Origin of the sequence: Streptomyces sp. NPDC127068 (genome assembly GCF_042724695.1) — a bacterium.
In the GTDB taxonomy this organism is placed as follows: Bacteria; Actinomycetota; Actinomycetes; order Streptomycetales; family Streptomycetaceae; genus Streptomyces.
This window is the reverse complement of record NZ_JBHXEN010000009.1, coordinates 42,251-63,179: the sequence shown is the minus strand read 5'-3', so window position 1 is coordinate 63,179 and position 20,929 is coordinate 42,251. Positions and strand designations below refer to the sequence as shown.

Here is a 20,929-nt window from a genome sequence, read left to right as displayed (position 1 = left end):
GCCGGGGCTCCCGCGGCACCGGGCCTGCACGTCAGAGGTCGGCACGTCAGGGGGCCGGCACGTCAGGGGGCGGCACGTCAGGGGGCGACCGCGGAGGGTGTGGCAGGGTGGAGGGGTGAATCTGGACGACCTCGTCCGGCTCCGCCGGGCACGCGACCTGATGGACCGCGCGTACGCGGAGCCGCTGGACGTGCCCGCGATGGCGCGCGTCGCCCTGATGTCCCCGGGCCACTTCTCCCGCAGCTTCCGCGCCGCCTACGGGGAAACACCGTACGGCTACCTCATGACACGACGGATCGAGCGGGCCAAGGCGCTGCTGCGGCGGGGCGACCTGTCGGTGACCGAGGTCTGCTTCGCGGTCGGCTGCACCTCGCTGGGCTCGTTCAGCTCGCGCTTCACCGAACTGGTCGGCGAGACCCCGAGCGCCTACCGGGCCCGGCGGCACGACGCAGGAGCCGCCGTCCCCGCCTGCATCGCCAAGATCCACACCCGGCCGGTCCGGAACGGCCGGATCACTCCCCCGCGCCTAGCATGAAGCACATGGGCATCAACCTCTCGCAGTGCTTCATCGCCGTCGACGACCACGACAAGGCTCTGGCCTTCTACCGCGACGTCCTGGGGCTCGAAGTACGCAACGACGTCGGCTTCGAGGGCATGCGCTGGGTGACCGTCGGCTCCCCGGACCAGCCCGACGTGGACATCGTCCTCGAACCGCCTCTCGCGGACCCGGGCGCCTCCCCCGCCGACCGGGAGGCCATGGCCCGGCTGCTGGCCAAGGGCCACCTGCGCGGTGTCATCTTCCGCACCGACGACTGCGACGCCACGTTCGCACGCATCCGCGCCGCCGGTGGCGAGGTCGTCCAGGAGCCCGTCGACCAGCCGTACGGGGTCCGTGACTGCGCCTTCCGCGACCCCTCCGGCAACATGCTCCGCTTCAACCAGCCCCGCCGGGCCTGACCCCCCGGCCCGCGGCACCGCCCGAGCCACCACCCGAGCCACCGCGCGCAGCACCGTGTGAGGGGTTGCTCACACCGGTCCGGCGGGCCGCGGGACCGGTCCGCGACGCGTCTCCCCCGGGCCCCACCAGGGGTTCCGGTGAGGCGCACGGGTACTCCCGGGGCTCCTGTGACGGCGGCCCGCCCCGCCCCGGCGGGGTCTCACGTTGACGCGGCAACCTTTTGCGGGGAACGTGCGTCGAAGTCTTGTTACGTCCCGCGGTGAGGGCCGACGCGTTCTCCCGACACGGTTGATCACGAGGAGTCAGTACGGCAATGCCCTCCAGCGACCCCACGCCCTCCCCCCGTTTCAGCGTCGTCGTCCCGGTCTTCAAGGTCCAGGGTTATCTGCGGGAGTGCCTGGAATCCCTCCTCGCCCAGGACTTCACGGACTTCGAGATCATCGCGGTCGACGACTGCTCACCGGACCAGAGCGGACAGGTCCTCGCCGAGTTCGCCGCCCGCGACCCCCGGGTGGTGACCGTCCGGCACGAGTCCAACGGCGGGATAGGCCGGGCCCGCAACACCGGAGTGGAGCGGGCCCGCGGCGACTACCTCTTCTTCCTGGACAGCGACGACACGGTCACCCCGGGCACCCTGCGGGCGATGCACGACCGGCTCTCGCTCACCGACGACCCGGACATCCTGATCGTCGACCACGTCCGCACCTACTGGTGGAACGAGGTCCGCACGAGCGCCACCTCCGACCTGCTGGCGCGGACCGGCACCGAGGTGTTCCGGCCGGCCGACCGGACCGAGTTCCTGTCGATGTTCGCCGTGGTGTGGAACCGGGTCTACCGGCGGGACTTCTTCGTCGAGAACGGCTTCGCCTTCACCGACGGCCTGTACGAGGACGCCCTCGTCGTCTACACGACGATGCTCACCGCCGAACGCGCGGTCTGCCTCGACCACGTCTGCGTCGAGTACCGCCAGCGCCGCAACGGGAACTCCATGCAGACGCCGGGCCGCCGGCACTTCACGATCTTCGAGCAGTACCAGCGGCTCTTCGAATTCCTGGACACCCGCCCCGACCTGGACCGGCTACGGCCGATGCTCTTCGAGCGGATGATCAGCCACGTCCTGCACACCTTCGCCCGCGAGAGCCGGGTGGTGCGCGCCGACCGGCCCGAGTTCTTCCGTCGGGCCACCGAGATGTACAAGCGCCACGTACCGCCCGGCTTCACCCCGCCGGCCGGTGTGCAGGGCGCCAAGTTCCAGGCGGTGGCCCGGGGTTCGTACTCCGGCTTCCAGGCCCTCAAGCTGGTCAACGGCACTCGGCTGCGCGGCGCCGACGGGCTGCGCAAGGCCCGGCGAACGGTCGGCAAGCGCGCCTACGCCAGCTACTACCGGCTCCAGTTGCAGCGGCCGATCGACGAGAACCTCGCGGTCTACTCCGCGTACTGGAACCGGACGCCCGCCTGCAATCCCCTGGCGGTGTACGAGAAGGCCAAGGAGCTGGCGCCGCACGTGCGCGGGGTGTGGGTGGTGCGCGCGGACGCCGTCAAGAGCCTCCCGCCGGGCGTGGACCACGTCGTCGCCCACACGCCCCGCTACTGGGAGGTGATGGCCCGGGCCAAGTACTTCGTCAACAACGTCAACTTCGCGGACCACCTCGTCAAGCGACCCGGCCAGGTGCACATACAGACCCACCACGGCACGCCCCTGAAGCGCATGGGCATCGACCAGCAGCGCTACCCCGCCGCCGCCAAGGGCATGAACATGGAGAAGCTGCTCGCGCGCGCCGACCGCTGGGACTTCAGCGTCTCGTCCAACCGGCACTCCAGCGAGCAGTGGGACCGGGTGTACCCGTGCTCCTTCGAGTCGGTGGACGCCGGCTACCCGCGCAACGACGTGTACGCCCGGACGGACGGCCGCGAGGTGCTGGCGATCCGGGAGCGCCTGGGCATCGAGCCGGGCCGGATCGCCGTGCTGTACGCCCCGACCGCCCGCGACTACCAGGTCGGCTACGTTCCCCGGCTGGACCTGGAACGGGTCAGCCGTGCGCTGGGCCCCGGGTTCGTGCTGATGGTCCGCACCCACTACTTCTACGGCCAGGACCAGCGCCTGACGGAGCTGACCGAGCAGGGCGCCCTGATCGACGTCTCGCGCCACCCGAGCGTCGAGGAACTGTGCCTGGCGTCCGACGCGTTGATCACGGACTACTCGTCGATCATGTTCGACTACGCGGTGCTGGACCGGCCGATCGTCACCTACGCCGACGACTGGGACGTGTACGTCCGTTCCCGGGGCGTCACCTTCGACCTGATGTCCGGCGAGCCCGGCAAGACCCCCGGGGCCGTCGCCACCACGGAGGACGAGCTGATCGAGACGTTCCGCGAGGGCCGCTGGGACGACGAGCGCACCGCCGCGCTGCGGGCCGCCTTCCGGGAGCGGTTCTGCTCCTGGGACGACGGGAACGCCGCGGAGCGGGTGGTGCGGCGCACGCTGCTGGGTCAGGCGCTCGCCCCGGCCCCGCTGCCGATGGCGGAGCGGACCCTCGCGCCGAGCCCGCGCAAGGCCGCCGCCTCCGCCGAGCGCCGGGGAGGTAGCGGTGACGGCACCTGACGACCTGGCCCGCGGGGCGCGGCTGACGGCCCACGGCGAGGTCTCCACCGCCCTGGCGCTGCACAGTGACGAGGCCCTGGGCGCACTCGTGGACGCGGCCGTACCGCTCGGAAGGGGCATCGGCGGGAAGTCGTCCCTGCTGGAGGTCGCCGGACGCCGGGTCTTCGTGAAGCGGGTGCCCCTGACCGACCTGGAGCGGCGAGCGGAGAACGTCCGGTCCACGGCGAACCTGTTCGAGCTGCCGGACTTCTGCCAGTACGGCCTCGGCGGCCCGGGCTTCGGCGTCTGGCGGGAGCTGGCCGTGCACACCATGACGACGAACTGGGTGCTGGCGGGCGCACACGAGGGCTTCCCGCTGCTGCACCACTGGCGGGTGCTGCCGGACGCGACGCCGCTGCACGAGGAGCTGGCCGACGTCGAGGCGGTCGTCGCGTACTGGGGCGACAGCCCGCAGGTGCGCCGGCGCATCCACGCCCTGCGCGACTCCTCGGCGAGCGTCGCGCTGTTCCTGGAGTACGTTCCGCACCACCTCCACCACTGGCTCGGCACGCAGGTGGCGGCGGGCGAGGAGAGCACGAACCGGGCCTGCGCGATGGTGGAGTCCCAGTTGGCGGCCGGCATCTCGTTCATGAACGACCGCGGGCTGCTGCACTTCGACGCGCACTTCGAGAACGTGCTGACCGACGGCCGACGCCTCTACTTCGCCGACTACGGCCTGGCGACCTCGTCCCGCTTCGCGCTGTCGCGGGAGCACGCCGACTTCTCCGAACGGCACCGGACCTACGACCGCAGCTTCACCACCGCCTACCTGGTGAACTGGCTGGTCACCGCCCTGCACGGCGACGACCCGCGGGACCGCGAGGCACGCGAGGCACGGGTGCGCGCGTACGCCGGGGGCGAGCGCCCGGTGGGGCTGCCCGAGGCCGCCGCGGCGATCATCGCGCGGGACGCGCCGCTCACCGCGTTGATGGCGGACTTCTTCCGCGAGCTCCAGCACCGGAGCCGGAAGACCCCCTACCCGCAGGACGAGGTCCGTCGGATCGGACGCTTCTGACCCCGTCCGGCACCGGGCCGGCGGGTCGCGCGGGCAGCCGAAGGCCCGCGACCCGGACGTTCCGGGCCGCGAACCGTCACGCGCTCACGACGAGCCGCGGGCGGGGTGGATCAGGGCTCGCGGGGTGCCCGGACCTTGTCGTCCGTGGTTCCCGTGGCCGGGACCTCCTTGAAGTCGACCTTGCCCATGTGCTTGGTCATCGACTTCATCAGGCCCCAGACGGCGACCGCCATCGCCGCGAAGACGATGAACCCCAGCACTCCGGGGGTGACCTTGTTCTTGTCGACCTCGGCGGCGAGGGGGACGAGGTTGGCGACCACCTGGCTCGCGCTTGCGCTCACACTCATGTCAGGCATTCTCGCGGATGCCCGCGAAGAGGTCGTCCTCGGGGAGGGATGTATCGACGAGCGACTTCGCCAGCTCGTACTCCTCGGTGGGCCAGACCTCCTTCTGGAGCTCCATCGGAATGCGGAACCAGCCGCCCTCCGGGTCGATCTGCGTGGCGTGCGCGATCAACGCCTTGTCCCGGATCTCGAAGAAGTCCGCGCACGGCACGTGCGTGGTGAGGGTCCGCTCGACCCGCTCGAACTCGTCCCAGCGCTTCAGCCAGTCCCCGTAGGGGGATTCCAGGCCGCGGTCGAGCATCGCCTGGTGCAGCGCCTCGGTGCGGGGCCGGTTGAAGCCCTGGTTGTAGTACAGCTTGTCCGGCTGGAACACCGGCCCGAACGCGTCCTCGGAGAACGCCTCCGCGTCGCCCGCGCCGTCGAACGCGATCATCGTGATCTTGTGGGTCATGATGTGGTCGGGGTGCGGGTAGCCGCCGTTCTCGTCATAGGTGGTGATCACCTGGGGCCGGAAGTCGCGGATCTTCCGCACCAGCCGCCCCGCCGCCGCGTTCTCGTCCTCCAACGCGAAGCAGCCCTCGGGCAGCGGCGGCAACGGGTCGCCCTCCGGCAGCCCCGAGTCGACGAACCCCAGCCATTCCTGCTGGACGCCGAGGATCTCGCGCGCCTCGTCCATCTCCTTCTTGCGCACTTCGTGGATGTTGTCCTCGATGTACTGGTCACCCTGGAGTTTCGGGTTGAGTACGGACCCGCGCTCGCCGCCCGTGCAGGTCACCACGAGCACGTCCACCCCCTCGGACACGTACTTCGCCATGGTGGCCGCGCCCTTGGACGACTCGTCGTCCGGGTGGGCGTGCACGGCCATGAGTCGCAGCTGCTCAGTCAAGACTCGATCCTCGTCGAATACGGCGCCCCGATGAGGGGGCGCGATGGGCGGCTTCTATAGTGACCGAATCGGGGGGCGAATAATTCCGGGACCCCGTCCCGTCACCCCCACCAGGAGGACGATCATGAGCGCGGTCCGTGAGCAGCTCCCGGAGGGCCGGTACGGCCGCTCCGCGGAAGAGCACGTCGACCGCAAGCTGAAGATCATCGGTTCGGTCCTGGGCGTGGGTCTGCTGGCCCTGGTCACCTGGATCGGGTACGGCTACATCACCGGCAAGGCGGTGAGCGCCGAGCTGATCCGGTTCAAGGTGGTCTCGGACAGCGCCGTCGAGGTGCACCTGGAGGTCCGCAAGGACGCCTCGGTCCGGGGCTACTGCACGGTCCGCTCGCAGTCCGAGGACGGGGCCGAGGTGGGGCGCGCGGACTTCCGCTTCGACCAGCGGGCCGATCGCATCGACGAGGTGATCACCCTGCGGACGACGGCCCGGGGCACCTCCGCCGAGCTGGTGGGCTGCGAGTCCGACGGGTAGCACCGGCTCCCGCGGGGCCCTCCCGCCCGGTCGGTGAACCGCGGGTGACCGCCCGCCGACGCCGTGTTTGTCGGCGGGTGCGGGTGCGCATGCTCTCTGGGAGGGCCGTACGAGATCCGCACGGCGCTGGCCTGCGTTGATGTAAGTCTGATGCGATATGTCCTCCCCCTGCAGCGCCGAAATTGTTAGGCTCGTGGTTTCGCCCACCGGTAGGCACACCCTGTTCCGGTAGGGCGATGCTTTGTATTCCCAGTACCGACGAGGAGCACCAGTGACCCAGACCAGTGAGAGCGTCACCTGGCTTACGCAGGAGGCGTACAACCAGCTCAAGGCCGAGCTGGAGTACCTGTCTGGTCCCGCCCGCACCGAGATCTCCAAGAAGATCGAGGCGGCGCGCGAGGAGGGAGACCTGCGCGAGAACGGCGGGTACCACGCGGCCAAGGAGGAGCAGGGGAAGCAGGAGCTCCGGGTCCGCCAGCTCACCCAGCTGCTGGAGAACGCGAAGATCGGCGAGATCCCGCCGGACGACGGCGTCGTGGAGCCCGGCATGGTCGTGACGATCGCCTTCGACGGCGACGAGGACGACACGCTCACGTTCCTCATGGCGTCCCGTGAGTACCCGTCCTCGGACATCGAGACCTACTCCCCGCAGTCGCCCCTGGGCGTCGGTGTGAACGGCAAGAAGGTGGGTGACGAGGCGACGTACGAGCTGCCCAACGGCAAGCTCGCGTCCGTCAAGGTCCTCGCTGCGAAGCCGTACTCCAGCTGACCGTACGAACGGGGCTCCGGGACGTTTCCCGGGGCCCCGTTGCTGTGTCCGCGTAGTCCCGGGGGCGGGGCCCTTTCGGGTGCGTTCCGCTCCGGGTGCGCTGCTCCGCTCGGGTGCGCGGTGCGCTGTCCGGTGCGTTCGGCTCCGGGTGCGCCGTCCCCCTCGGGTGCGCGGTGCGATTCGCGCAGTTCCCCGCGCCCCTTGATGGGGCGCTCCTCGTCGCCGCCCGCCCGCCCCTCGGAGCGCCCGCACAGGGCAGCGCACCCGAGCCAGAGCGGCCCCGTAAGGGGCGCGGGGAACTGCGCGAAACACACCGCGCACCGCACGGAACAGCGCACCATCAGGTGGACGCACCTCAGGGGCGCGGGGAACTGCGCGAGTAAGCACCTCGCACCGCACGGAACAGCGCACCGCCCCCGGGCAACGCGGACGTTGAACCGAACCGGTTCAGGCCGCCGCGTTGCGGTACTTGCGGACGGCGAGCGTACGGAAGACCACGATGATCAGCACCGACCAGAGCAGGGACGCCCAGACCGGGTTCTGCATGGGCCAGGCCGAGGACTCGACCACCCCGGGATTGCCGAACAGCTCACGGCACGCCTGCACGGTCGCACTGAACGGGTTCCAGTCGGCGACGTGCTGGAGCCACGGCGTCATCTTGCTGCTGTCCACGAAGGCGGTCGAGATGAACGTCACCGGGAAGAGCCAGATCAGCCCGCCGGAGGTCGCGGCCTCCGGGGTCCGGACGGACAGGCCGATCAGCGCACCGATCCAGGTGAACGCGTAACCGAGCAGGAGCAGCAGGGCGAACCCGGCCACCACCTCGGGGACGCTGGTGTGGGTGCGCCAGCCGACGAGCAGCGCCACGATCGCGAGGACGAGCAGCGTCAGCGCCGTCTGGACCAGGTCGGCCAGGGTCCGCCCGGTGAGGACCGCGCCGCGCGCCATGGGGAGCGAACGGAAGCGGTCGACGAGTCCGCGGTGCATGTCGTCGGCGATGCCCGCGCCGGCCCCCGCCGTGGCGAAGGTGACGGTCTGGGCGAAGATGCCGGCCATCAGGAACTCGCGGTACACCTCGGGGCTGGTGGAGCCGCCGATGTTCATGGAGCCGCCGAACACGTACGAGAACAGCACCACGAACATGACGGGCTGGAAGATCCCGAAGATGATCATCTCGGGGATGCGGGACATGCGGATCAGGTTCCGCTTGGCGATGACCAGGGAGTCCCGGACGGACTGGAGGGCCCCGCCGGTGCCCTTCGGTGCGGCGATCTCCACCGCTTCGGTCACGGCGCTCACTGGTCGGCCTCCTGGGCGGTCGTGGTGGCGGCGACGTGGCCGGTCAGGGAGAGGAACACGTCGTCGAGGGTGGGGCGGCGCAGCCCGATGTCGTCGATCTCGATGCCCCGCACGTCCAGCTCCCGGATGACCTCGGCGAGCAGCTTGGCCCCGCCGACGACGGGCACGGTGAGCTTGCGGGTGTGCTGGTCGGTGGTGACCTCGCCCTTGCCGAGCGCGGCGAGCACGCCGGAGGCGTCGGCTATGTGTTCGCGCTGGTGGACGACGACCTCGACCCGCTCGCCGCCGGTGCGGGCCTTGAGCTGGTCGGAGGTGCCGCGGGCGATGACCTTGCCGTGGTCGACCACGGCGATGTCGTGCGCGAGGTGGTCGGCCTCCTCCAGGTACTGCGTGGTGAGCAGGAGGGTCGTCCCGCCGGTGACGAGTTCCTGGATGACCTCCCACAGGGCCTGGCGGTTGCGGGGGTCGAGGCCGGTCGTCGGCTCGTCCATGAACATCACGGGCGGGGAGACGACGAGGGCGGCGGCGAGGTCGAGCCGGCGGCGCATGCCGCCGGAGTACGTCTTGGCCGGGCGGTCGGCGGCCTCCGCGAGGCCGAACCGGTCGAGCAGTTCGCCCGCGCGGACCTTGGCGGCCTTCGCCTTGAGCTGGTAGAGCTGGCCGACCATCTGGAGGTTCTCGCGGCCGGTCAGGTACTCGTCCACGGCGGCGAACTGGCCGGAGAGGCCGATCGAGCGGCGGACGTCGTTCGGGTGCTTGAGGACGTCGATGCCCGCGACGACCGCACGACCGCTGTCGGGTCGGAGCAGTGTCGTCAGGCAGCGGACGGTGGTGGTCTTCCCCGCGCCGTTCGGGCCGAGCAGGCCGAGGACGGTGCCTTGGGGGACGTCGAGATCGACACCGTCCAGCGCCTTGACGTCACCGAAGGTCTTGACCAGACCTTCGGCGTAGATGGCGCCTGGCATGTGGTTACTCCCAGTGGTTCGGTCGCCCGTGGCCGGGTGACGCATCAAACGAAAAACATGAAATGCCCGAGATGCCCAAGTGTGCACGATCGCGGGGCGTGGAAAATCCCCGTGCGACACAGCGCTGCGCAGCCCTACTCTGCGGAGTCGCCGCGAGTGACCCAGGACACGCACCATAACGCGATGTATCGCGTTTGCTCAACTGGTTTTCCGCGACCGTCGGCGAAACGGGGGACGGCGCAGGGGATCGGCGGTGACGGGTGGACACACGCACGCGCCGGGCCCGTCATCCGTATGACGGGCCCGGCGCGTGCGGGCGGGAGCCGCTCCGGGCGTCAGGCCACGGCCTGCCGGACGAGCGCGGCGAGCGCCGCCTCGGCCCTCTCGCTCAGCTCGGTGACGGCGTACGACGTGGGCCACAGGCCGTCGTCGTCCAGGTTGGCCGCGGGGGTGAAGCCGAAGGTCGAGTAGCGCTCCTTGTCGACGTGCCCGCTGCGGAAGAAGCACACGACCTTCCCCTGGTGGGCGTAGGCCGGCTGTCCGTACCACAGCTTCGGCGACAACTCCGGGGCATTGCTCGTGACGACGAGGTGGAGGCGTTCGGCCAGGACACGGTCCGCCGGTTCCATCTCCGCGATCTTCGACAGCACGTCGAGTTCCTCGGCCGCCGCCTTCTTGCCGCGACCGCCGCGGCTCTTCTCCTGCTTCAGCTCCGCGGCGCGCGCCTTCATCGCAGCACGTTCCTGCTCGGAGAAGCCACCCGTGGTCCGCTCCTCGTGGGTGCTGCCGTCCGCGCTCATCGCTGTCACTCTCCTGCTCGTGATCGGTGGGAAGTGACGTCGACGCTAACCGTGGGGGGAGAGCCCCGCTTCTCGATTCCTGACCGGTTCGGGTCGACGGATCGGGGCCGGTCGGAGCCTCGTCGAACCGGTCAGGAATCGAGAAGCCCGCGCCCGGTGGACCCGCCTAGCGTGAGGCGCATGAACATCACCATCCACTACGCCTTCCTCCCGCACACCGACGCCGAAGCGGCCCTGGGCTTCTACCGCGACGTCCTGGGCTTCGAGGTCCGCAACGACGTCGGTTACGAGGACCTGCGCTGGATCACCGTCGGACCGGCCGGCCAGCAGGGCACCTCGATCGTGCTGCACCCGCCGGCCGTCGACCCCGGCCTCACCGACGAGGAGCGCCACACCGTCCTGGACCTCATCGGCAAGGGCGCCCACACCCCGATCACCCTGGCCACCGACGACCTCGACGGGCTCTTCGAGCGGCTGCGGGCCGCCGGCGCCGAGGTCGTCCAGGAACCCGTCGACCAGGACTACGGGGTCCGTGACTGCGCCTTCCGCGACCCCACGGGCAACATCATCCGCGTCAACCAGCTCGTCTGACGTTCACGTACGGGAGCGACGGGGCCGGCCACGAGTCGCAGCCCCGTCGGCCCCGCCGGCGGGAACGTTCATTCGATGATCTTGTACCCGGCGGTGCGCAGCGCCTCGCGGACCTCCGTGCAGTGGTCACCGCCCTTGGTCTCCAGGTGCAGTTCGACCTCCGCCTCCGTGAGCCCGAGCCGCGGATCGGTCCGTACGTGACTGACGTCCAGCACGTTCGCGTCCACCGCCGACAGCACCCCGAGCAGCGTGGCCAACGCCCCCGGCCGGTCCGTCAACCGCAGCCGGACGGCGAGGTAGCGCCCGGCCGCCGCCATCCCGTGCCGCAGGATGCGCTGCAACAGCACCGGATCGACGTTGCCCCCCGACAGCACCGCCACCACCGGCCCCTCGAACGCCCCCGGCTCGCCCAGCAGCGCGGCCACCGGCGACGCCCCCGCCGGCTCCACGACCTGCTTGGCCCGCTCCAGGCACAGCAGCAGCGCGCTGGACAGTTCGTCCTCGGAGACCGTGCGCACCTCGTCCACCAAGTCGGCGACGATGCGGAACGGCACCTCGCCCGGGCGCCCGACCTTGATGCCGTCGGCCATCGTCGCCTGGTACCCGATCGACACCGGCCGGCCCGCCGCCAGCGAGGGCGGGTACGCCGCCGCACCCGACGCCTGGACGCCGACGATCCGCACATCGGGCCGGAGCGCCTTCACCGCGACCGCGATGCCCGCCGCCAACCCGCCGCCGCCCATGCCGACGACCACGGTCCGCACCTCGGGGCACTGCTCCAGGATCTCCAGCCCGACCGTGCCCTGCCCCGCGACGACGTCCCGGTGGTCGAACGGATGGATGAAGACGGCGCCCGTCCGGCGGGCGTGCTCCTCGGCAGCGGCCAGGGTCTCGTCGACGACCTGACCGTGCAGCCTCACCTCCGCGCCGTACTCGCGGGTCGCAGCGATCTTAGGGAGCGGTGCACCCACGGGCATGAAAACGGTGGCGCGGACGCCGAGCAACTCCGAGGCGTGCGCGACGCCCTGCGCGTGGTTGCCGGCACTCGCCGCGACGACCCCCGCGGCGCGCTCCTCCGGCAGCAGACCCGCGATGCGCACGTAGGCGCCGCGGAGTTTGAACGAGCCCGTGCGTTGGAGGTTCTCGCATTTGAGGTGAACCGGGGCACCGACCAGCGACGACAGATGGCGGCTGCCCTCTATGGGGGTCATCCGCGCGATCCCCTGGAGCATCTTCCGGGCGCCGCGGACGTCGTCCAGCGTGACGGGCGGATCGCCGGGGAGAAAGGAGTCAGCGGTGGCATAGCTCATGACGCAAGTCTCGCAGCTCACGCCGGGCGTCCCGGCGGGCGCGACGGGTTTCCCCAGCGCCCGTACGGGGGACCCCCGCTCCGCGTACTGTGTCCCCCAATTCTTTCCGTACGCATGAAGTGAGCCTTCGGCCATGCCCACAACACCAGAAATGTCGATGGACATGATGACCTCCGGCGACACCGGTCTTCTCGACGCGCTTCAACACGAAGTGGCCCTCTTCGCCCGCCGGGCGGAGCAGACCCGCCTCGGCGGCGTCGGGCAAGTGCGCAACTCCATGGACCGTGCCGCGTACCTGCTGCTCAACCGCCTGGACAAGGAGGGACCCATGGGCGTCAAGGCACTCGCGTCGAGCATGGGCATCGACTCCTCGACGGTGACGCGCCAGGTCGCCCCGCTCGTCGACACCGGACTCGTCAAGCGCACCTCCCACCCCGAGGACGGCCGTGCGGTCGTCCTCCAACTGTCACCGCGTGGGCACGCCCGCCTCAGCGAAGTGCGCTCCTCGCGCCGGGAGTTGATGGCCCAGCTCACCGAGGACTGGGAACCCACCGAGCGTGAGGTCTTCTGCGCCCTCCTCACGCGCTTCAACACCGCGCTCTCCACCAGGATGGCCGCGCCCGCACCGGAAACGGAGGTCATCAGCCGCTCCTGAACCACCGCGCGGCCCGCCTCGACGGGTCCGCCACGCGCAACCGTGCGACGGGCGGCAACTCCCGTTCACCCGACCCGGGTTCTCCTCGCCACCCCCTCCGGAGCCGACGCCGACTGGACCCGGAGGTCCGACGAAGGAACCCGGGCCGACCGTCGCCCTCTTGACCCCGGCCCCGCACCCGGCCCGATAGTGGGAGCACGGGCCCGGCGGGCGGGCCGGGGACCGCCTCCCCGCACCGGCCGACGCACCCGCCGACGGAACGTCCGGTCAGGAGGCACGATGCGATGCGGCACCGGCGTTCCGCCCACGATGCCCAACGGGCCGCGGAATTCGAGGCGTTCGCCGCGGGTGCCGGCGGACGACTGCTGCACCTCGCGACCCTGTTGACGGCCGAACCCCCGGACGCCAACCCGCGCGCCCGACGCCTGCTCGTCGACGCCCTCGCCCACACCTACGCCGCCTGGCGGCAGTTGCGCGGCGACGATCCGTACGCCCACGCCCGTGACCGACTCGTCGTCCGCTTCGCCGGGGACGCCTGGCACCTCTGGCGCGCCAAGGCACCGCTGCCCCCTGCCGGGACACAGCGGAGCGGCGCCGTCCTCGCCCGGCTGACCACCCACGAACGGCTCGTCGTGGTAATGCGGTTGCACGAGGGGGTCGCCGAGGAACAGACCGCCGCACTGCTGGGGCTGTCCGAACACCGGGTACGGGCACTGTGCGCGGGCGCCGTCGCCGAAGTGCTGCGCCCCCGCCGCGGAAGTCCCGTCGCCCTGCCCGAGGCGGCACCCTCATGACCCCCCGGACGGGGCCGTGAGCCGCGCCGAACGGGACGAGGCCGCCGTACGACGGCTCCTCGATGCGCCCCCGCCTCCCGTGCCCCGGCAACTGCGTGCGGAGGCGGCGGAGCGCGGCGGCCGGCTCCTGCGCCGCAACCGGGCCGTCCGGCGGGCGCTGTGGCTGCTGCTGTGCGCCACCGTGACGGCGGTCGCGGTGTGGGCGGCGGTGGCCGACGAGCCCACCGGACGGCCGGCGGACACCACTCCGCCGCTCACCGGCTGGTGAGCGGCGGAAGGGTCGAGCGGGTGAGCTGCGCGGGCGCCCGGCGAGCGGGTGCTCGCCCGGCCCGACGGGCTCAGCCGAGCGCCTGCTGGAGGTCGGCGAGGAGGTCGTCCACGTTCTCGATGCCGACCGACAGCCGGACCAGGTCCGCCGGCACCTCCAGCGCCGAACCCGCGGCCGAGGCGTGGGTCATCCGGCCCGGGTGCTCGATCAGCGACTCCACCCCGCCCAGCGACTCGCCCAGCGTGAACAGCCGGGCCCGGTCGCACACCGCGACGGCCGCCTCCTCACCGCCGGCCACCTGGAACGACACCATGCCGCCGAACCGCTTCATCTGCTTCGCGGCGACCTCGTGCCCCGGGTGCTCGGGCAGCCCCGGGTACAGGACCTTGGTGACCCGCGGGTGCCGGGTCAGCATCTCGGTGATCCGCCCGGCGTTCTCGCTGTGCCGGTCCATCCGCACCGGCAGCGTCTTGATCCCGCGCAGGACCAGCCACGAGTCGAACGGACCGGCGATCGCGCCCATCGCGTTCTGGTGGTACGCCAACTCCTCCGCCAGCTCCGCGTCCCCGGTGACCAGGGCGCCGCCGACGACGTCCGAGTGACCGCCCATGTACTTGGTCAGCGAGTGCACGACCACGTCCGCCCCGAGCGCCAACGGCTGCTGGAGGTACGGCGTGGCGAAGGTGTTGTCCACCACCAGCCGCGCCCCGGCCTCCCGGGCGATCTGCGCCACGACCGGGACGTCGGTGATGCCGAGCAGCGGGTTCGAGGGGGTCTCCACCCAGATCACCCGGGTCTTCGGGGTGAGCGCGGCACGGACCGCCTCCGGGTCGGATGTGTGCGCGACGGAGAACTCCACGCCCCAGCGCGCGGCCACCTTCGCGAACAGCCGGAAGGTCCCGCCGTACGCGTCGTCCGGGATCACCACGTGGTCCCCGGGCGAGAGCAGGGTGCGCAGCAGGCAGTCCTCGGCCGCGAGCCCCGAGGCGAAGGCGAGACCGCGCACCCCGCCCTCCAGCGCCGCCAGGTTCTCCTCCAGCGCGGTCCGGGTCGGGTTGGCGCTGCGGCTGTACTCGTAGCCGCCCCGCAGCCCGCCCACACCGTCCTGTTTGAACGTGGACACCTGGTGGATCGGCGGGACCACCGCCCCGGTCAGCGGATCGGCGGTGTTGCCCGCGTGGATCGCGACGGTTTCGAAGGAATGCGTGGAGTGCGAGTCGCTCATGGGCACCGAGCGTAATGCGGCGCGGACCGGACGGGTCACCGGGACGGGGTCCGTCATGTGACAGGTTCGCCAATTGTCGGACGCGTCTGGTTCGCTTGTACGCATGGAGATTCTCTGGTTCCTGATGGCGCTGGCCCTGCTGACGGCGGTGCTGGTGCCGTTCCTGCGCCGCGGGCGCGGGGGCGGCGGCATCCAGCTGGTCAGCCCCGACGCGCCGGACGCCGCGGACCCGGCGTCCTACGGCTTCCTGCTCCAGGAGCAGCTCGACGTGCGCATGCCCGGCCCGGACACCGATCTGGTCGACGTGCTGGACGTGGTGCGCGGCACCCAGGACTGGCGGGCCGCGTCCCAGCTGCTCGCGGGCACCGGTGCCGAGGGCGAGCGGCGCTGGCAGCGCGTCCAGGCGTTCGCGGGCTCCGCGTCCCTGGAACTCCAGCAGCGGCCCGGCGGCACCGGCGGGGCGGGTGCCGGTGCGCAGTGGCTGCGGTCCTGGCGCACGGATGCGCCGAAGGACGCGGGGGGCGCGGCGGTGCAGGCCGAGTTCCTGGTGCAGCAGGCGTTCCGTACGGCGACGCCCGGCACCGACGAGTTCCGGATCATCCTGGAGGAGGCCCGCGCGGCCTGCGGGCAGGCCGCGCTGCTGGCCCCCGGCGACCCGGTCCCGTACGTCATCGAGCTGAGCATCGCGCGGGGCCTCGGCTACTCGCGGCCGGAGTTCGAGCAGCTGTGGCTGAAGATCCTCGACCGTGCGCCCGCGCACATGGGGGCGCATCTCGCTGCGCTGCACTACTGGGGTGAGAAGTGGCACGGCTCGCGTGAGCTGGCGCACTCCTTCGCGGAGGCCGCGGCGGCCCGGGCGCCCCGGGGTTCGCTGCTGTCGGCGCTGCCGCTGTTCGCGGTGTACCAGCACCTGCCCGAGCTGGCGCTGGTCAACGACTTCTACGGCACGGAGGTCGTGCGCAACGCGATCGAGGGCGCGCTCTTCGCGGCTCACTCGGCGCGCCCCGACGACCCGATGCTGCCGCACGTGCGGCACCTGCTGGTGTTCTTCCTGGTCCGCTCGGAGCGGTGGGGCGAGGCCATGCAGCAGTTGGTCCACGTGGACGGGCACGTCGGGGCCATGCCCTGGACGGTGGCGGCTGATCCGGCTGCGGACTACGCGGTGTACCGGGCGTTGGCGGTCGCGGGCTACGAGGCGAACGGGGGCAGTCCCGCGACGCTTCCGCGCTGAGCGCGGTCCGGGCGGTTCCTGGTCGGGCCCGCCCGGAGCCTGCGGTGCGCTGCCCTGCTCGGGTGCGCTGTCGTTCCGCGCAGTTCCCCGCGCCCCCTATCGGGTGCGATCGCCTAGGGGTGCGCTGTCCTGCTCGGGTGCTCGGTGGTTTTGCGCAGTTCCCCGCGCCCCTGTCGGGGCGCTCCGCCGGTGGGGTGGGGATCTGCGGGTCACGGAGCGCAACACCCGCAGGTGACGACGCACCCGCACCAGGGCGCCCCGACAGGGGCGCGGGGAACTGCGCGAAACGACAGCGCACCCGAGCAGAACAGCGCACCGCCAGGTGATCGCACCCGCGCAGGACAGCGCACCGGGAGGTGGTCGTACGCGGCAGGGGAATGGTTGGGTGGTGCCGGTCGTTGGACCGGAGGAAGTGGCAGCCCCCGGAGGAGACCCATGTTCCTGCACAGCCGTACCCCGCAGCTGCCGACGCCGGAGCAGGCCCTGAAGGGACGCCCGGAGCCGGCCTACGACGTGCCCGAGCGCCACACCGTCCTCGGCAACCCCTTGCTCGGCCCCTACCCGGAGGGCCTGGAGGTCGCTGATTTCGGCCTCGGCTGTTTCTGGGGGGCGGAGCGCAAGTTCTGGCAGACGGAGGGTGTCTGGACGACCCTCGTCGGTTACCAGGGCGGCTACACCGAGCACCCGACGTACGAGGAGGTGTGCGCCGGTGTGACCGGTCACACCGAGGCGGTGCGCGTGGTGTACGACCCGGCCGTGGTGTCGTACGAGTCGCTGCTGAAGCTGTTCTGGGAGTCCCACGACCCCACGCAGGGCTTCCGTCAGGGCAATGACGTCGGTACGCAGTACCGCTCGGCGATCTACCCGCACTCCCCCGCGCAGGCCGCGGCGGCGGAGCGCTCCCGCGAGGCCTACCAGCGGGTCCTGTCCGCGACCGGCCACGGCACCATCACCACCGAGATCCTGCCGGCCGAGGGCCGCGAACTGTACCCCGCCGAGGGGTACCACCAGCAGTACCTCGCGAAGAACCCGAACGGGTACTGCGGCATCGGCGGCACGGGCGTCGCCTGCCCGATCGGGGTGGCCCCGGCCGACGGCTGAACCGCCACGATCCCACCCCCGACCGCCGACCAGTTCACGCCGGAGTGCGGGCACTGCGTTGATTCCGGCGGGGGAACGGGGAGGCTCGGCCCGATGGCCGGGGCGCGGGTCCCGGTGCTCTCGTCAGGAGAGGACACCGCATCATGGCAGTGCGCAGACTGCTCTCCACCGCGGCCGTGGCCGCACTCGTGGCCGGCGCCGGGATGACGCTCGCCCCGACCGCGCAGGCGGACGCGACGGCCGCCCCGATCCCCGCCGCGAACGCACAGGCGGCGGAGGCCGGTTGGGTGTACTACGGCTACCGTCCGAACCTCGGTGAGTGCATCCGGGCGGGCCAGGCACTGGTGGCCTCGGGGTGGACCACCGCCTACTGGTGTGACGACGGCCCGTGGGTCACCCTGCTCTACGTGTGGGAGTGAGCCCCGCCGCCCCGGTGCCGTGCGGTTCAGCGGCCGTACTCGTCGGGGCGGTGCTCGACGTACTCGACGACGAGGCCGTCCGCGTGCCGGGCGGTGAAGCCGGAGCCCGTGGGCACCCGGTGCACGGGGACGAGGATCTCCGCGCCCTCCGCCTCCAGCCGGGCCAGGTACGGGGACACCGAGTCGACCAGCAGGGTCCCGTGGGTCGCACGGAACGGCGCGAGCACCTCGTCGGTCCCCTCGATCAGGAGGAAGGCGCCGACCGCGGACAGCGCCAACTGCTTCTCCGGGTAGGTGAACCACAGGTCCCGCTCGGTGTCGAGCAGCCGTTCGTAGGAGGACGTCAACGCTTCCAGGGTGCCGGGGCCGGTGAACACCCGGAGGAACACCCGGGGTTCGGTGAGGTGTGAGGAGTCGGGGGAGCGGCGCTCCAGGACGGTGTCCGGCGTCGTGTGCGGTGTCGTGGTGTGCTGGGTCATGGCGTCAGCCTCGCCGCCGGGGCGCGGGCCTGCCAGTGGCCCGTTCCTACGGTGACCACAGGTCATAGGCTCGGCGCATGACGTCGAACGGTGCGCAGTCCAGTCCCGCCGTCCTGCGCCGCCGACAGCTCGGCGCGTTCCTCCGGGCCCATCGCGAACGGTTGGCCCCCGGTGCGGTCGGGCTGCCGAGCGGTGCGCGCCGTCGGACGCCGGGGCTGCGGCGGGAAGAAGTGGCGGCGCTGTCCGGGGTCGGCGTCGCCTGGTACACCTGGCTCGAACAGGGGCGGGTGGAGACCTCGCGGGAGGTCCTGGAGTCGGTCGGGCGGGCGCTACGACTGGACGCGGAGCAGCGGGGGCACGTGCTCCGGCTCGGCGGCTACGCACCGTTGACGGTGGCCGAACCCCCGAACGGCGCCGACGGCACCGAGGGCGCTGCGGGCACGGGGCGGTTCGGCGGGGCGGGCGGGGTGCCCGGTGCGCTGCGGCGGATGATCGACGCCTGGGAGGGGTCACCCGCGCTGGTGCTCGATCCGGTGCTGGGGATCGTCGCGTGGAACTCCGCGTACCTGCGGGTCTGGCCCGACCCGGGCGGGGTGCCCGAGGGCGGGCGGAACCTGTTGCTGCTCCTGCTCGGCGACGGGGCCCACCAACGGCTGTTGCTCGACTGGGAGGAGGTCGGGCGGGACCTGCACCGGCACTTCCGGGCGTTCGCGGACGGGGCGCCCGACGATCGGCGGGTGCGGGAGGTGTCGGGGCGGTTGGCGTCGCTGCGGCCCGACCTCGCGCACTGGTGGCGGTGCCGCGAGGTGGCGAGTTTCGCGCCGCGCACGGTGCGGCTCGCCGCGGGGGGCCGGGGCGACCCGGTCAAGTGGGAACTCTCCCTGGTCGCCCCGGCGGTGGGGGGCGGCGGGCTCAGCGTGCTGGTGCAGACCCGGATCAACCAGGGTGACCGGGCCGAGTAGGCGGGTCAGTCGGTGAGCGGGGCGGGCGCGGGGCGGAGCTTGCGGGCGGTGGTCGAAGCGTCGTAGCCGTCCGGAACGCCCGGCACCAGCACGGTGCGGCAGTCGAAGTTGCGTACGCGCAGCGGCAGGAGTTCCTGGTAGGCGTCGGAGTCCCACCAGTCGCGGGCGGCGGCGGTGTCGGGGAACCCGATCATCACGATCGCACCGGGCCAGGGTCCTTCGATGACCTCGGGCTCGACGCCGTGCACCAGGAAGCGTCCGCCGAAGGGGTCCATCGTGGCCTGGATGCGCTCGATGTAGTCGGCGATCTCGGCCATGTCGGGCGGGGTCTCACGGGGCTGGAGGTGGCAGATGGCGTACGTGGTCATGGTCCCGTCCCTGCAGCTCGGGCCGCCCGCCCCGACCGCGGGTCGGAGCGGGCGACTGCTTCGGTGTCGATACTCGTACGGGGTCGCGGCCCGGTCGATTACCCCGGAGGTAAGGGGTGTCGCCGGTGCGGCGAGAGGCCGTCAGATCGTGGTGGTGTCGATGACGAACCGGTAGCGCACATCGCTGCGCAGCACCCGCTCGTAGGCCTCGTTGACCTGGTCGGCGGGGATGACCTCGATCTCCGATGCGATGCCGTGCTCCGCGCAGAAGTCCAGCATCTCCTGGGTCTCCTGGATGCCGCCGATGTTCGACCCGGCGAGCGACCTGCGCCCGCCGATCAGGGCGAACAGGTCCAGGGAGACCGGCTCTTCGGGGGCGCCGACGTTCACCAGGGTGCCGCCGGTGCGCAGCAGGGAGAGGTACTTCCCGAAGTCCAGGGGTGCGGACACCGTGGAGACGATGAGGTCGAAGCGGTCGCGCAGCTTCTCGAAGGTCTCCGGGTCGCTGGTGGCGTGGTAGTCGGTGGCGCCGAGCCGCAGGCCGTCCTCGCGCTTGCCGAGGGTCTGGCTGAGCACGGTGACCTCGGCGCCGAGTGCGTGGGCGATCCGGACGGCGAGGTGGCCGAGGCCGCCCATGCCGATGACGGCGACCCGCTGGCCGGGGCCGGCGTTCCAGTACCGCAGCGGGGAGTACGTGGTGATGCCGGCGCAGAGCAGGGGTGCCGCGGTGTCGAGGGGCAGCGCGTCGGGGATGCGGAGGGTGTAGTTCTCGTCCACGACGATCTGTCGGGCGTAGCCGCCGTAGGTGGGGTCGCCGTTCTTGTCGCGGTCGTTGTAGGTGGCGACGGGGCCGTTCGCGCAGTGCTGTTCGAGGCCGGCGCGGCAGTTGTCGCAGGTGCGGCAGGAGTCGACGAGGCAGCCGACGCCGACGCGGTCGCCCACGGCGAAGCGGGTGACCCCGGCTCCGGCGGCGGCGACGGTGCCGGCTATCTCGTGGCCGGGGACCATCGGGAAGATGCCCTCCTGCCAGCCGTTGTTGACCTGGTGGATGTCCGAGTGGCAGATGCCGGCGTACTGGATGTCGATGAGGACGTCGTGCTCGCCGAGGGGGCGCAACGGGACGGTGGTGCGCTCCAGCGGGGCCTTGGGCGTGGGAGCGGCGTAGGCGGGAACGGTGGTCATGGCGTCTCCTCGGTCCGGCGCGGGCCATCGGTTCCGGCGGTCCGCGCTGTCGTGCGCGTTCGGTAGGTGCACCGCGTACGGGGGCCGCGGTGTTCGTGGGGTTCACGAAGTTCGTGGTGTTCGTGGTGTTCATGTGCG

At 71.6% G+C, this 20,929-nt stretch carries 24 protein-coding genes; 14 read left to right on the top strand and 10 right to left on the bottom strand.

Going from position 1 to position 20,929, the window contains the following annotated elements; genetic code table 11:
- Nucleotides 1-115: 115 nt before the first annotated feature.
- The 4 genes from ACFWIA_RS07725 (at nucleotide 116) to ACFWIA_RS07710 (ending at nucleotide 4,614) form a co-directional block, all read left to right on the top strand.
- Complete coding sequence (locus tag ACFWIA_RS07725; RefSeq protein WP_387001428.1) at nucleotides 116-535, top strand: helix-turn-helix domain-containing protein; 420 nt, start codon at nucleotides 116-118, stop codon at nucleotides 533-535.
- Between the two features lie 5 nt (nucleotides 536-540).
- Nucleotides 541-957 carry a VOC family protein gene (locus ACFWIA_RS07720; protein ID WP_387001425.1) on the top strand — a complete coding sequence of 139 codons (417 nt, stop codon included), beginning with the start codon at nucleotides 541-543 and terminating at the stop codon, nucleotides 955-957.
- Nucleotides 958-1,271: 314 nt separating this feature from the next.
- Nucleotides 1,272-3,560, top strand: a complete 2,289-nt coding sequence (locus tag ACFWIA_RS07715) for a CDP-glycerol glycerophosphotransferase family protein (RefSeq protein ID WP_387001423.1) — start codon at nucleotides 1,272-1,274, stop codon at nucleotides 3,558-3,560.
- Entirely contained in the window at nucleotides 3,547-4,614 is a 1,068-nt protein-coding gene (locus ACFWIA_RS07710; protein WP_387001420.1) for a protein kinase family protein, read from the top strand. The genes ACFWIA_RS07715 and ACFWIA_RS07710 overlap by 14 nt, the downstream gene beginning before the upstream one ends.
- 110 nt (nucleotides 4,615-4,724) lie before the next feature.
- Here ACFWIA_RS07710 and ACFWIA_RS07705 read toward each other — a convergent pair whose 3' ends face one another.
- Both ACFWIA_RS07705 and mca read right to left on the bottom strand, forming a co-directional pair.
- The gene (locus tag ACFWIA_RS07705; protein ID WP_387001419.1) at nucleotides 4,725-4,970 is read right to left on the bottom strand and encodes a hypothetical protein; all 246 of its coding nucleotides are present in this window, start codon (nucleotides 4,968-4,970) and stop codon (nucleotides 4,725-4,727) included.
- Entirely contained in the window at nucleotides 4,963-5,844 is an 882-nt protein-coding gene (mca, locus tag ACFWIA_RS07700; RefSeq protein WP_387001417.1) for a mycothiol conjugate amidase Mca, read from the bottom strand. Before mca ends, ACFWIA_RS07705 begins: the two co-directional genes overlap by 8 nt.
- Nucleotides 5,845-5,968: 124 nt before the next feature.
- Here mca and ACFWIA_RS07695 point away from each other — a divergent pair, with 124 nt between their 5' ends.
- Together ACFWIA_RS07695 and greA are read left to right on the top strand one after the other, a co-directional pair.
- Nucleotides 5,969-6,373, top strand: a complete 405-nt coding sequence (locus tag ACFWIA_RS07695) for a DUF4307 domain-containing protein (RefSeq protein ID WP_385486231.1) — start codon at nucleotides 5,969-5,971, stop codon at nucleotides 6,371-6,373.
- A 271-nt stretch (nucleotides 6,374-6,644) separates the two neighbouring features.
- Nucleotides 6,645-7,142, top strand: a complete 498-nt coding sequence (greA, locus tag ACFWIA_RS07690) for a transcription elongation factor GreA (protein ID WP_385486233.1) — start codon at nucleotides 6,645-6,647, stop codon at nucleotides 7,140-7,142.
- A 447-nt stretch (nucleotides 7,143-7,589) separates the two neighbouring features.
- Here greA and ACFWIA_RS07685 read toward each other — a convergent pair whose 3' ends face one another.
- The 3 genes from ACFWIA_RS07685 to ACFWIA_RS07675 form a co-directional block, all read right to left on the bottom strand.
- Nucleotides 7,590-8,441, bottom strand: coding sequence for an ABC transporter permease (locus ACFWIA_RS07685; protein WP_387001414.1), 852 nt, complete (start codon nucleotides 8,439-8,441; stop codon nucleotides 7,590-7,592).
- Nucleotides 8,438-9,406, bottom strand: a complete 969-nt coding sequence (locus tag ACFWIA_RS07680) for an ATP-binding cassette domain-containing protein (protein WP_387001412.1) — start codon at nucleotides 9,404-9,406, stop codon at nucleotides 8,438-8,440. The genes ACFWIA_RS07685 and ACFWIA_RS07680 overlap by 4 nt, the downstream gene beginning before the upstream one ends.
- 335 nt (nucleotides 9,407-9,741) lie before the next feature.
- Nucleotides 9,742-10,206 carry a DUF1801 domain-containing protein gene (locus tag ACFWIA_RS07675; protein WP_387001410.1) on the bottom strand — a complete coding sequence of 155 codons (465 nt, stop codon included), beginning with the start codon at nucleotides 10,204-10,206 and terminating at the stop codon, nucleotides 9,742-9,744.
- A 180-nt stretch (nucleotides 10,207-10,386) separates the two neighbouring features.
- On the opposite strand from ACFWIA_RS07675, the gene ACFWIA_RS07670 reads away from it, so the two are divergent.
- Entirely contained in the window at nucleotides 10,387-10,797 is a 411-nt protein-coding gene (locus ACFWIA_RS07670; protein WP_387001408.1) for a VOC family protein, read from the top strand.
- A gap of 68 nt (nucleotides 10,798-10,865) precedes the next feature.
- Here ACFWIA_RS07670 and ilvA read toward each other — a convergent pair whose 3' ends face one another.
- Entirely contained in the window at nucleotides 10,866-12,107 is a 1,242-nt protein-coding gene (gene ilvA, locus ACFWIA_RS07665; protein ID WP_387001406.1) for a threonine ammonia-lyase, read from the bottom strand.
- 151 nt (nucleotides 12,108-12,258) lie between these two features.
- Between ilvA and ACFWIA_RS07660 the strand changes: the two genes are divergently transcribed.
- The 3 genes from ACFWIA_RS07660 to ACFWIA_RS07650 all read left to right on the top strand — a co-directional run bounded on the left by ACFWIA_RS07660 (nucleotide 12,259) and on the right by ACFWIA_RS07650 (nucleotide 13,824).
- Nucleotides 12,259-12,762, top strand: coding sequence for a MarR family winged helix-turn-helix transcriptional regulator (locus tag ACFWIA_RS07660; protein WP_385486726.1), 504 nt, complete (start codon nucleotides 12,259-12,261; stop codon nucleotides 12,760-12,762).
- Nucleotides 12,763-13,046: 284 nt separating this feature from the next.
- Complete coding sequence (locus tag ACFWIA_RS07655) at nucleotides 13,047-13,556, top strand: sigma factor-like helix-turn-helix DNA-binding protein (RefSeq protein WP_387001404.1); 510 nt, start codon at nucleotides 13,047-13,049, stop codon at nucleotides 13,554-13,556.
- Nucleotides 13,557-13,572: 16 nt separating this feature from the next.
- A complete protein-coding gene (locus ACFWIA_RS07650; protein WP_387001402.1) occupies nucleotides 13,573-13,824 on the top strand; it encodes a hypothetical protein in 252 nt (83 codons plus the stop codon).
- A gap of 70 nt (nucleotides 13,825-13,894) precedes the next feature.
- On the opposite strand, the gene ACFWIA_RS07645 is transcribed toward ACFWIA_RS07650, so the two are convergent.
- The gene (locus tag ACFWIA_RS07645; protein WP_387001401.1) at nucleotides 13,895-15,049 is read right to left on the bottom strand and encodes a cystathionine gamma-synthase; all 1,155 of its coding nucleotides are present in this window, start codon (nucleotides 15,047-15,049) and stop codon (nucleotides 13,895-13,897) included.
- Nucleotides 15,050-15,152: 103 nt separating this feature from the next.
- Here ACFWIA_RS07645 and ACFWIA_RS07640 point away from each other — a divergent pair, with 103 nt between their 5' ends.
- The 3 genes from ACFWIA_RS07640 (at nucleotide 15,153) to ACFWIA_RS07630 (ending at nucleotide 17,800) form a co-directional block, all read left to right on the top strand.
- Nucleotides 15,153-16,280 carry a hypothetical protein gene (locus ACFWIA_RS07640; RefSeq protein ID WP_387001399.1) on the top strand — a complete coding sequence of 376 codons (1,128 nt, stop codon included), beginning with the start codon at nucleotides 15,153-15,155 and terminating at the stop codon, nucleotides 16,278-16,280.
- Nucleotides 16,281-16,715: 435 nt separating this feature from the next.
- Complete coding sequence (gene msrA, locus ACFWIA_RS07635) at nucleotides 16,716-17,381, top strand: peptide-methionine (S)-S-oxide reductase MsrA (RefSeq protein WP_387001397.1); 666 nt, start codon at nucleotides 16,716-16,718, stop codon at nucleotides 17,379-17,381.
- A 143-nt stretch (nucleotides 17,382-17,524) separates the two neighbouring features.
- The gene (locus tag ACFWIA_RS07630) at nucleotides 17,525-17,800 is read left to right on the top strand and encodes a hypothetical protein (protein WP_387001395.1); all 276 of its coding nucleotides are present in this window, start codon (nucleotides 17,525-17,527) and stop codon (nucleotides 17,798-17,800) included.
- A 26-nt stretch (nucleotides 17,801-17,826) separates the two neighbouring features.
- Here ACFWIA_RS07630 and ACFWIA_RS07625 read toward each other — a convergent pair whose 3' ends face one another.
- Nucleotides 17,827-18,279: a hypothetical protein gene (locus tag ACFWIA_RS07625; RefSeq protein WP_387001393.1), complete on the bottom strand. Its 453-nt coding sequence runs from the start codon at nucleotides 18,277-18,279 to the stop codon at nucleotides 17,827-17,829.
- 77 nt (nucleotides 18,280-18,356) lie between these two features.
- On the opposite strand from ACFWIA_RS07625, the gene ACFWIA_RS07620 reads away from it, so the two are divergent.
- Entirely contained in the window at nucleotides 18,357-19,241 is an 885-nt protein-coding gene (locus ACFWIA_RS07620) for a helix-turn-helix domain-containing protein (RefSeq protein WP_387001391.1), read from the top strand.
- A 5-nt stretch (nucleotides 19,242-19,246) separates the two neighbouring features.
- On the opposite strand, the gene ACFWIA_RS07615 is transcribed toward ACFWIA_RS07620, so the two are convergent.
- The gene (locus tag ACFWIA_RS07615; RefSeq protein ID WP_387001389.1) at nucleotides 19,247-19,609 is read right to left on the bottom strand and encodes a DUF1330 domain-containing protein; all 363 of its coding nucleotides are present in this window, start codon (nucleotides 19,607-19,609) and stop codon (nucleotides 19,247-19,249) included.
- 141 nt (nucleotides 19,610-19,750) lie between these two features.
- A complete protein-coding gene (locus ACFWIA_RS07610; protein ID WP_385486267.1) occupies nucleotides 19,751-20,791 on the bottom strand; it encodes an NAD(P)-dependent alcohol dehydrogenase in 1,041 nt (346 codons plus the stop codon).
- Between the last annotated feature and the right edge of the window lie 138 nt (nucleotides 20,792-20,929).

Bases quoted from the DNA above. Each gene is read 5' to 3' on its own strand.
- ACFWIA_RS07705 (WP_387001419.1), bottom strand. From the start codon at position 4,970: ATGCCTGACATGAGTGTGAGCGCAAGCGCGAGCCAGGTGGTCGCCAAC.
- ACFWIA_RS07645 (WP_387001401.1), bottom strand. From the start codon at position 15,049: ATGAGCGACTCGCACTCCACGCATTCCTTCGAAACCGTCGCGATCCAC.
- ACFWIA_RS07695 (WP_385486231.1), top strand. From the start codon at position 5,969: ATGAGCGCGGTCCGTGAGCAGCTCCCGGAGGGCCGGTACGGCCGCTCC.
- ACFWIA_RS07615 (WP_387001389.1), bottom strand. From the start codon at position 19,609: ATGACCACGTACGCCATCTGCCACCTCCAGCCCCGTGAGACCCCGCCC.
- ilvA (WP_387001406.1), bottom strand. From the start codon at position 12,107: ATGAGCTATGCCACCGCTGACTCCTTTCTCCCCGGCGATCCGCCCGTC.
- ACFWIA_RS07625 (WP_387001393.1), bottom strand. From the start codon at position 18,279: ATGACCCAGCACACCACGACACCGCACACGACGCCGGACACCGTCCTG.
- ACFWIA_RS07715 (WP_387001423.1), top strand. From the start codon at position 1,272: ATGCCCTCCAGCGACCCCACGCCCTCCCCCCGTTTCAGCGTCGTCGTC.
- ACFWIA_RS07720 (WP_387001425.1), top strand. From the start codon at position 541: ATGGGCATCAACCTCTCGCAGTGCTTCATCGCCGTCGACGACCACGAC.
- ACFWIA_RS07680 (WP_387001412.1), bottom strand. From the start codon at position 9,406: ATGCCAGGCGCCATCTACGCCGAAGGTCTGGTCAAGACCTTCGGTGAC.
- ACFWIA_RS07660 (WP_385486726.1), top strand. From the start codon at position 12,259: ATGTCGATGGACATGATGACCTCCGGCGACACCGGTCTTCTCGACGCG.
- ACFWIA_RS07620 (WP_387001391.1), top strand. From the start codon at position 18,357: ATGACGTCGAACGGTGCGCAGTCCAGTCCCGCCGTCCTGCGCCGCCGA.
- ACFWIA_RS07640 (WP_387001399.1), top strand. From the start codon at position 15,153: ATGGAGATTCTCTGGTTCCTGATGGCGCTGGCCCTGCTGACGGCGGTG.
- ACFWIA_RS07630 (WP_387001395.1), top strand. From the start codon at position 17,525: ATGGCAGTGCGCAGACTGCTCTCCACCGCGGCCGTGGCCGCACTCGTG.
- msrA (WP_387001397.1), top strand. From the start codon at position 16,716: ATGTTCCTGCACAGCCGTACCCCGCAGCTGCCGACGCCGGAGCAGGCC.
- ACFWIA_RS07610 (WP_385486267.1), bottom strand. From the start codon at position 20,791: ATGACCACCGTTCCCGCCTACGCCGCTCCCACGCCCAAGGCCCCGCTG.
- ACFWIA_RS07675 (WP_387001410.1), bottom strand. From the start codon at position 10,206: ATGAGCGCGGACGGCAGCACCCACGAGGAGCGGACCACGGGTGGCTTC.
- ACFWIA_RS07655 (WP_387001404.1), top strand. From the start codon at position 13,047: ATGCGGCACCGGCGTTCCGCCCACGATGCCCAACGGGCCGCGGAATTC.
- ACFWIA_RS07670 (WP_387001408.1), top strand. From the start codon at position 10,387: ATGAACATCACCATCCACTACGCCTTCCTCCCGCACACCGACGCCGAA.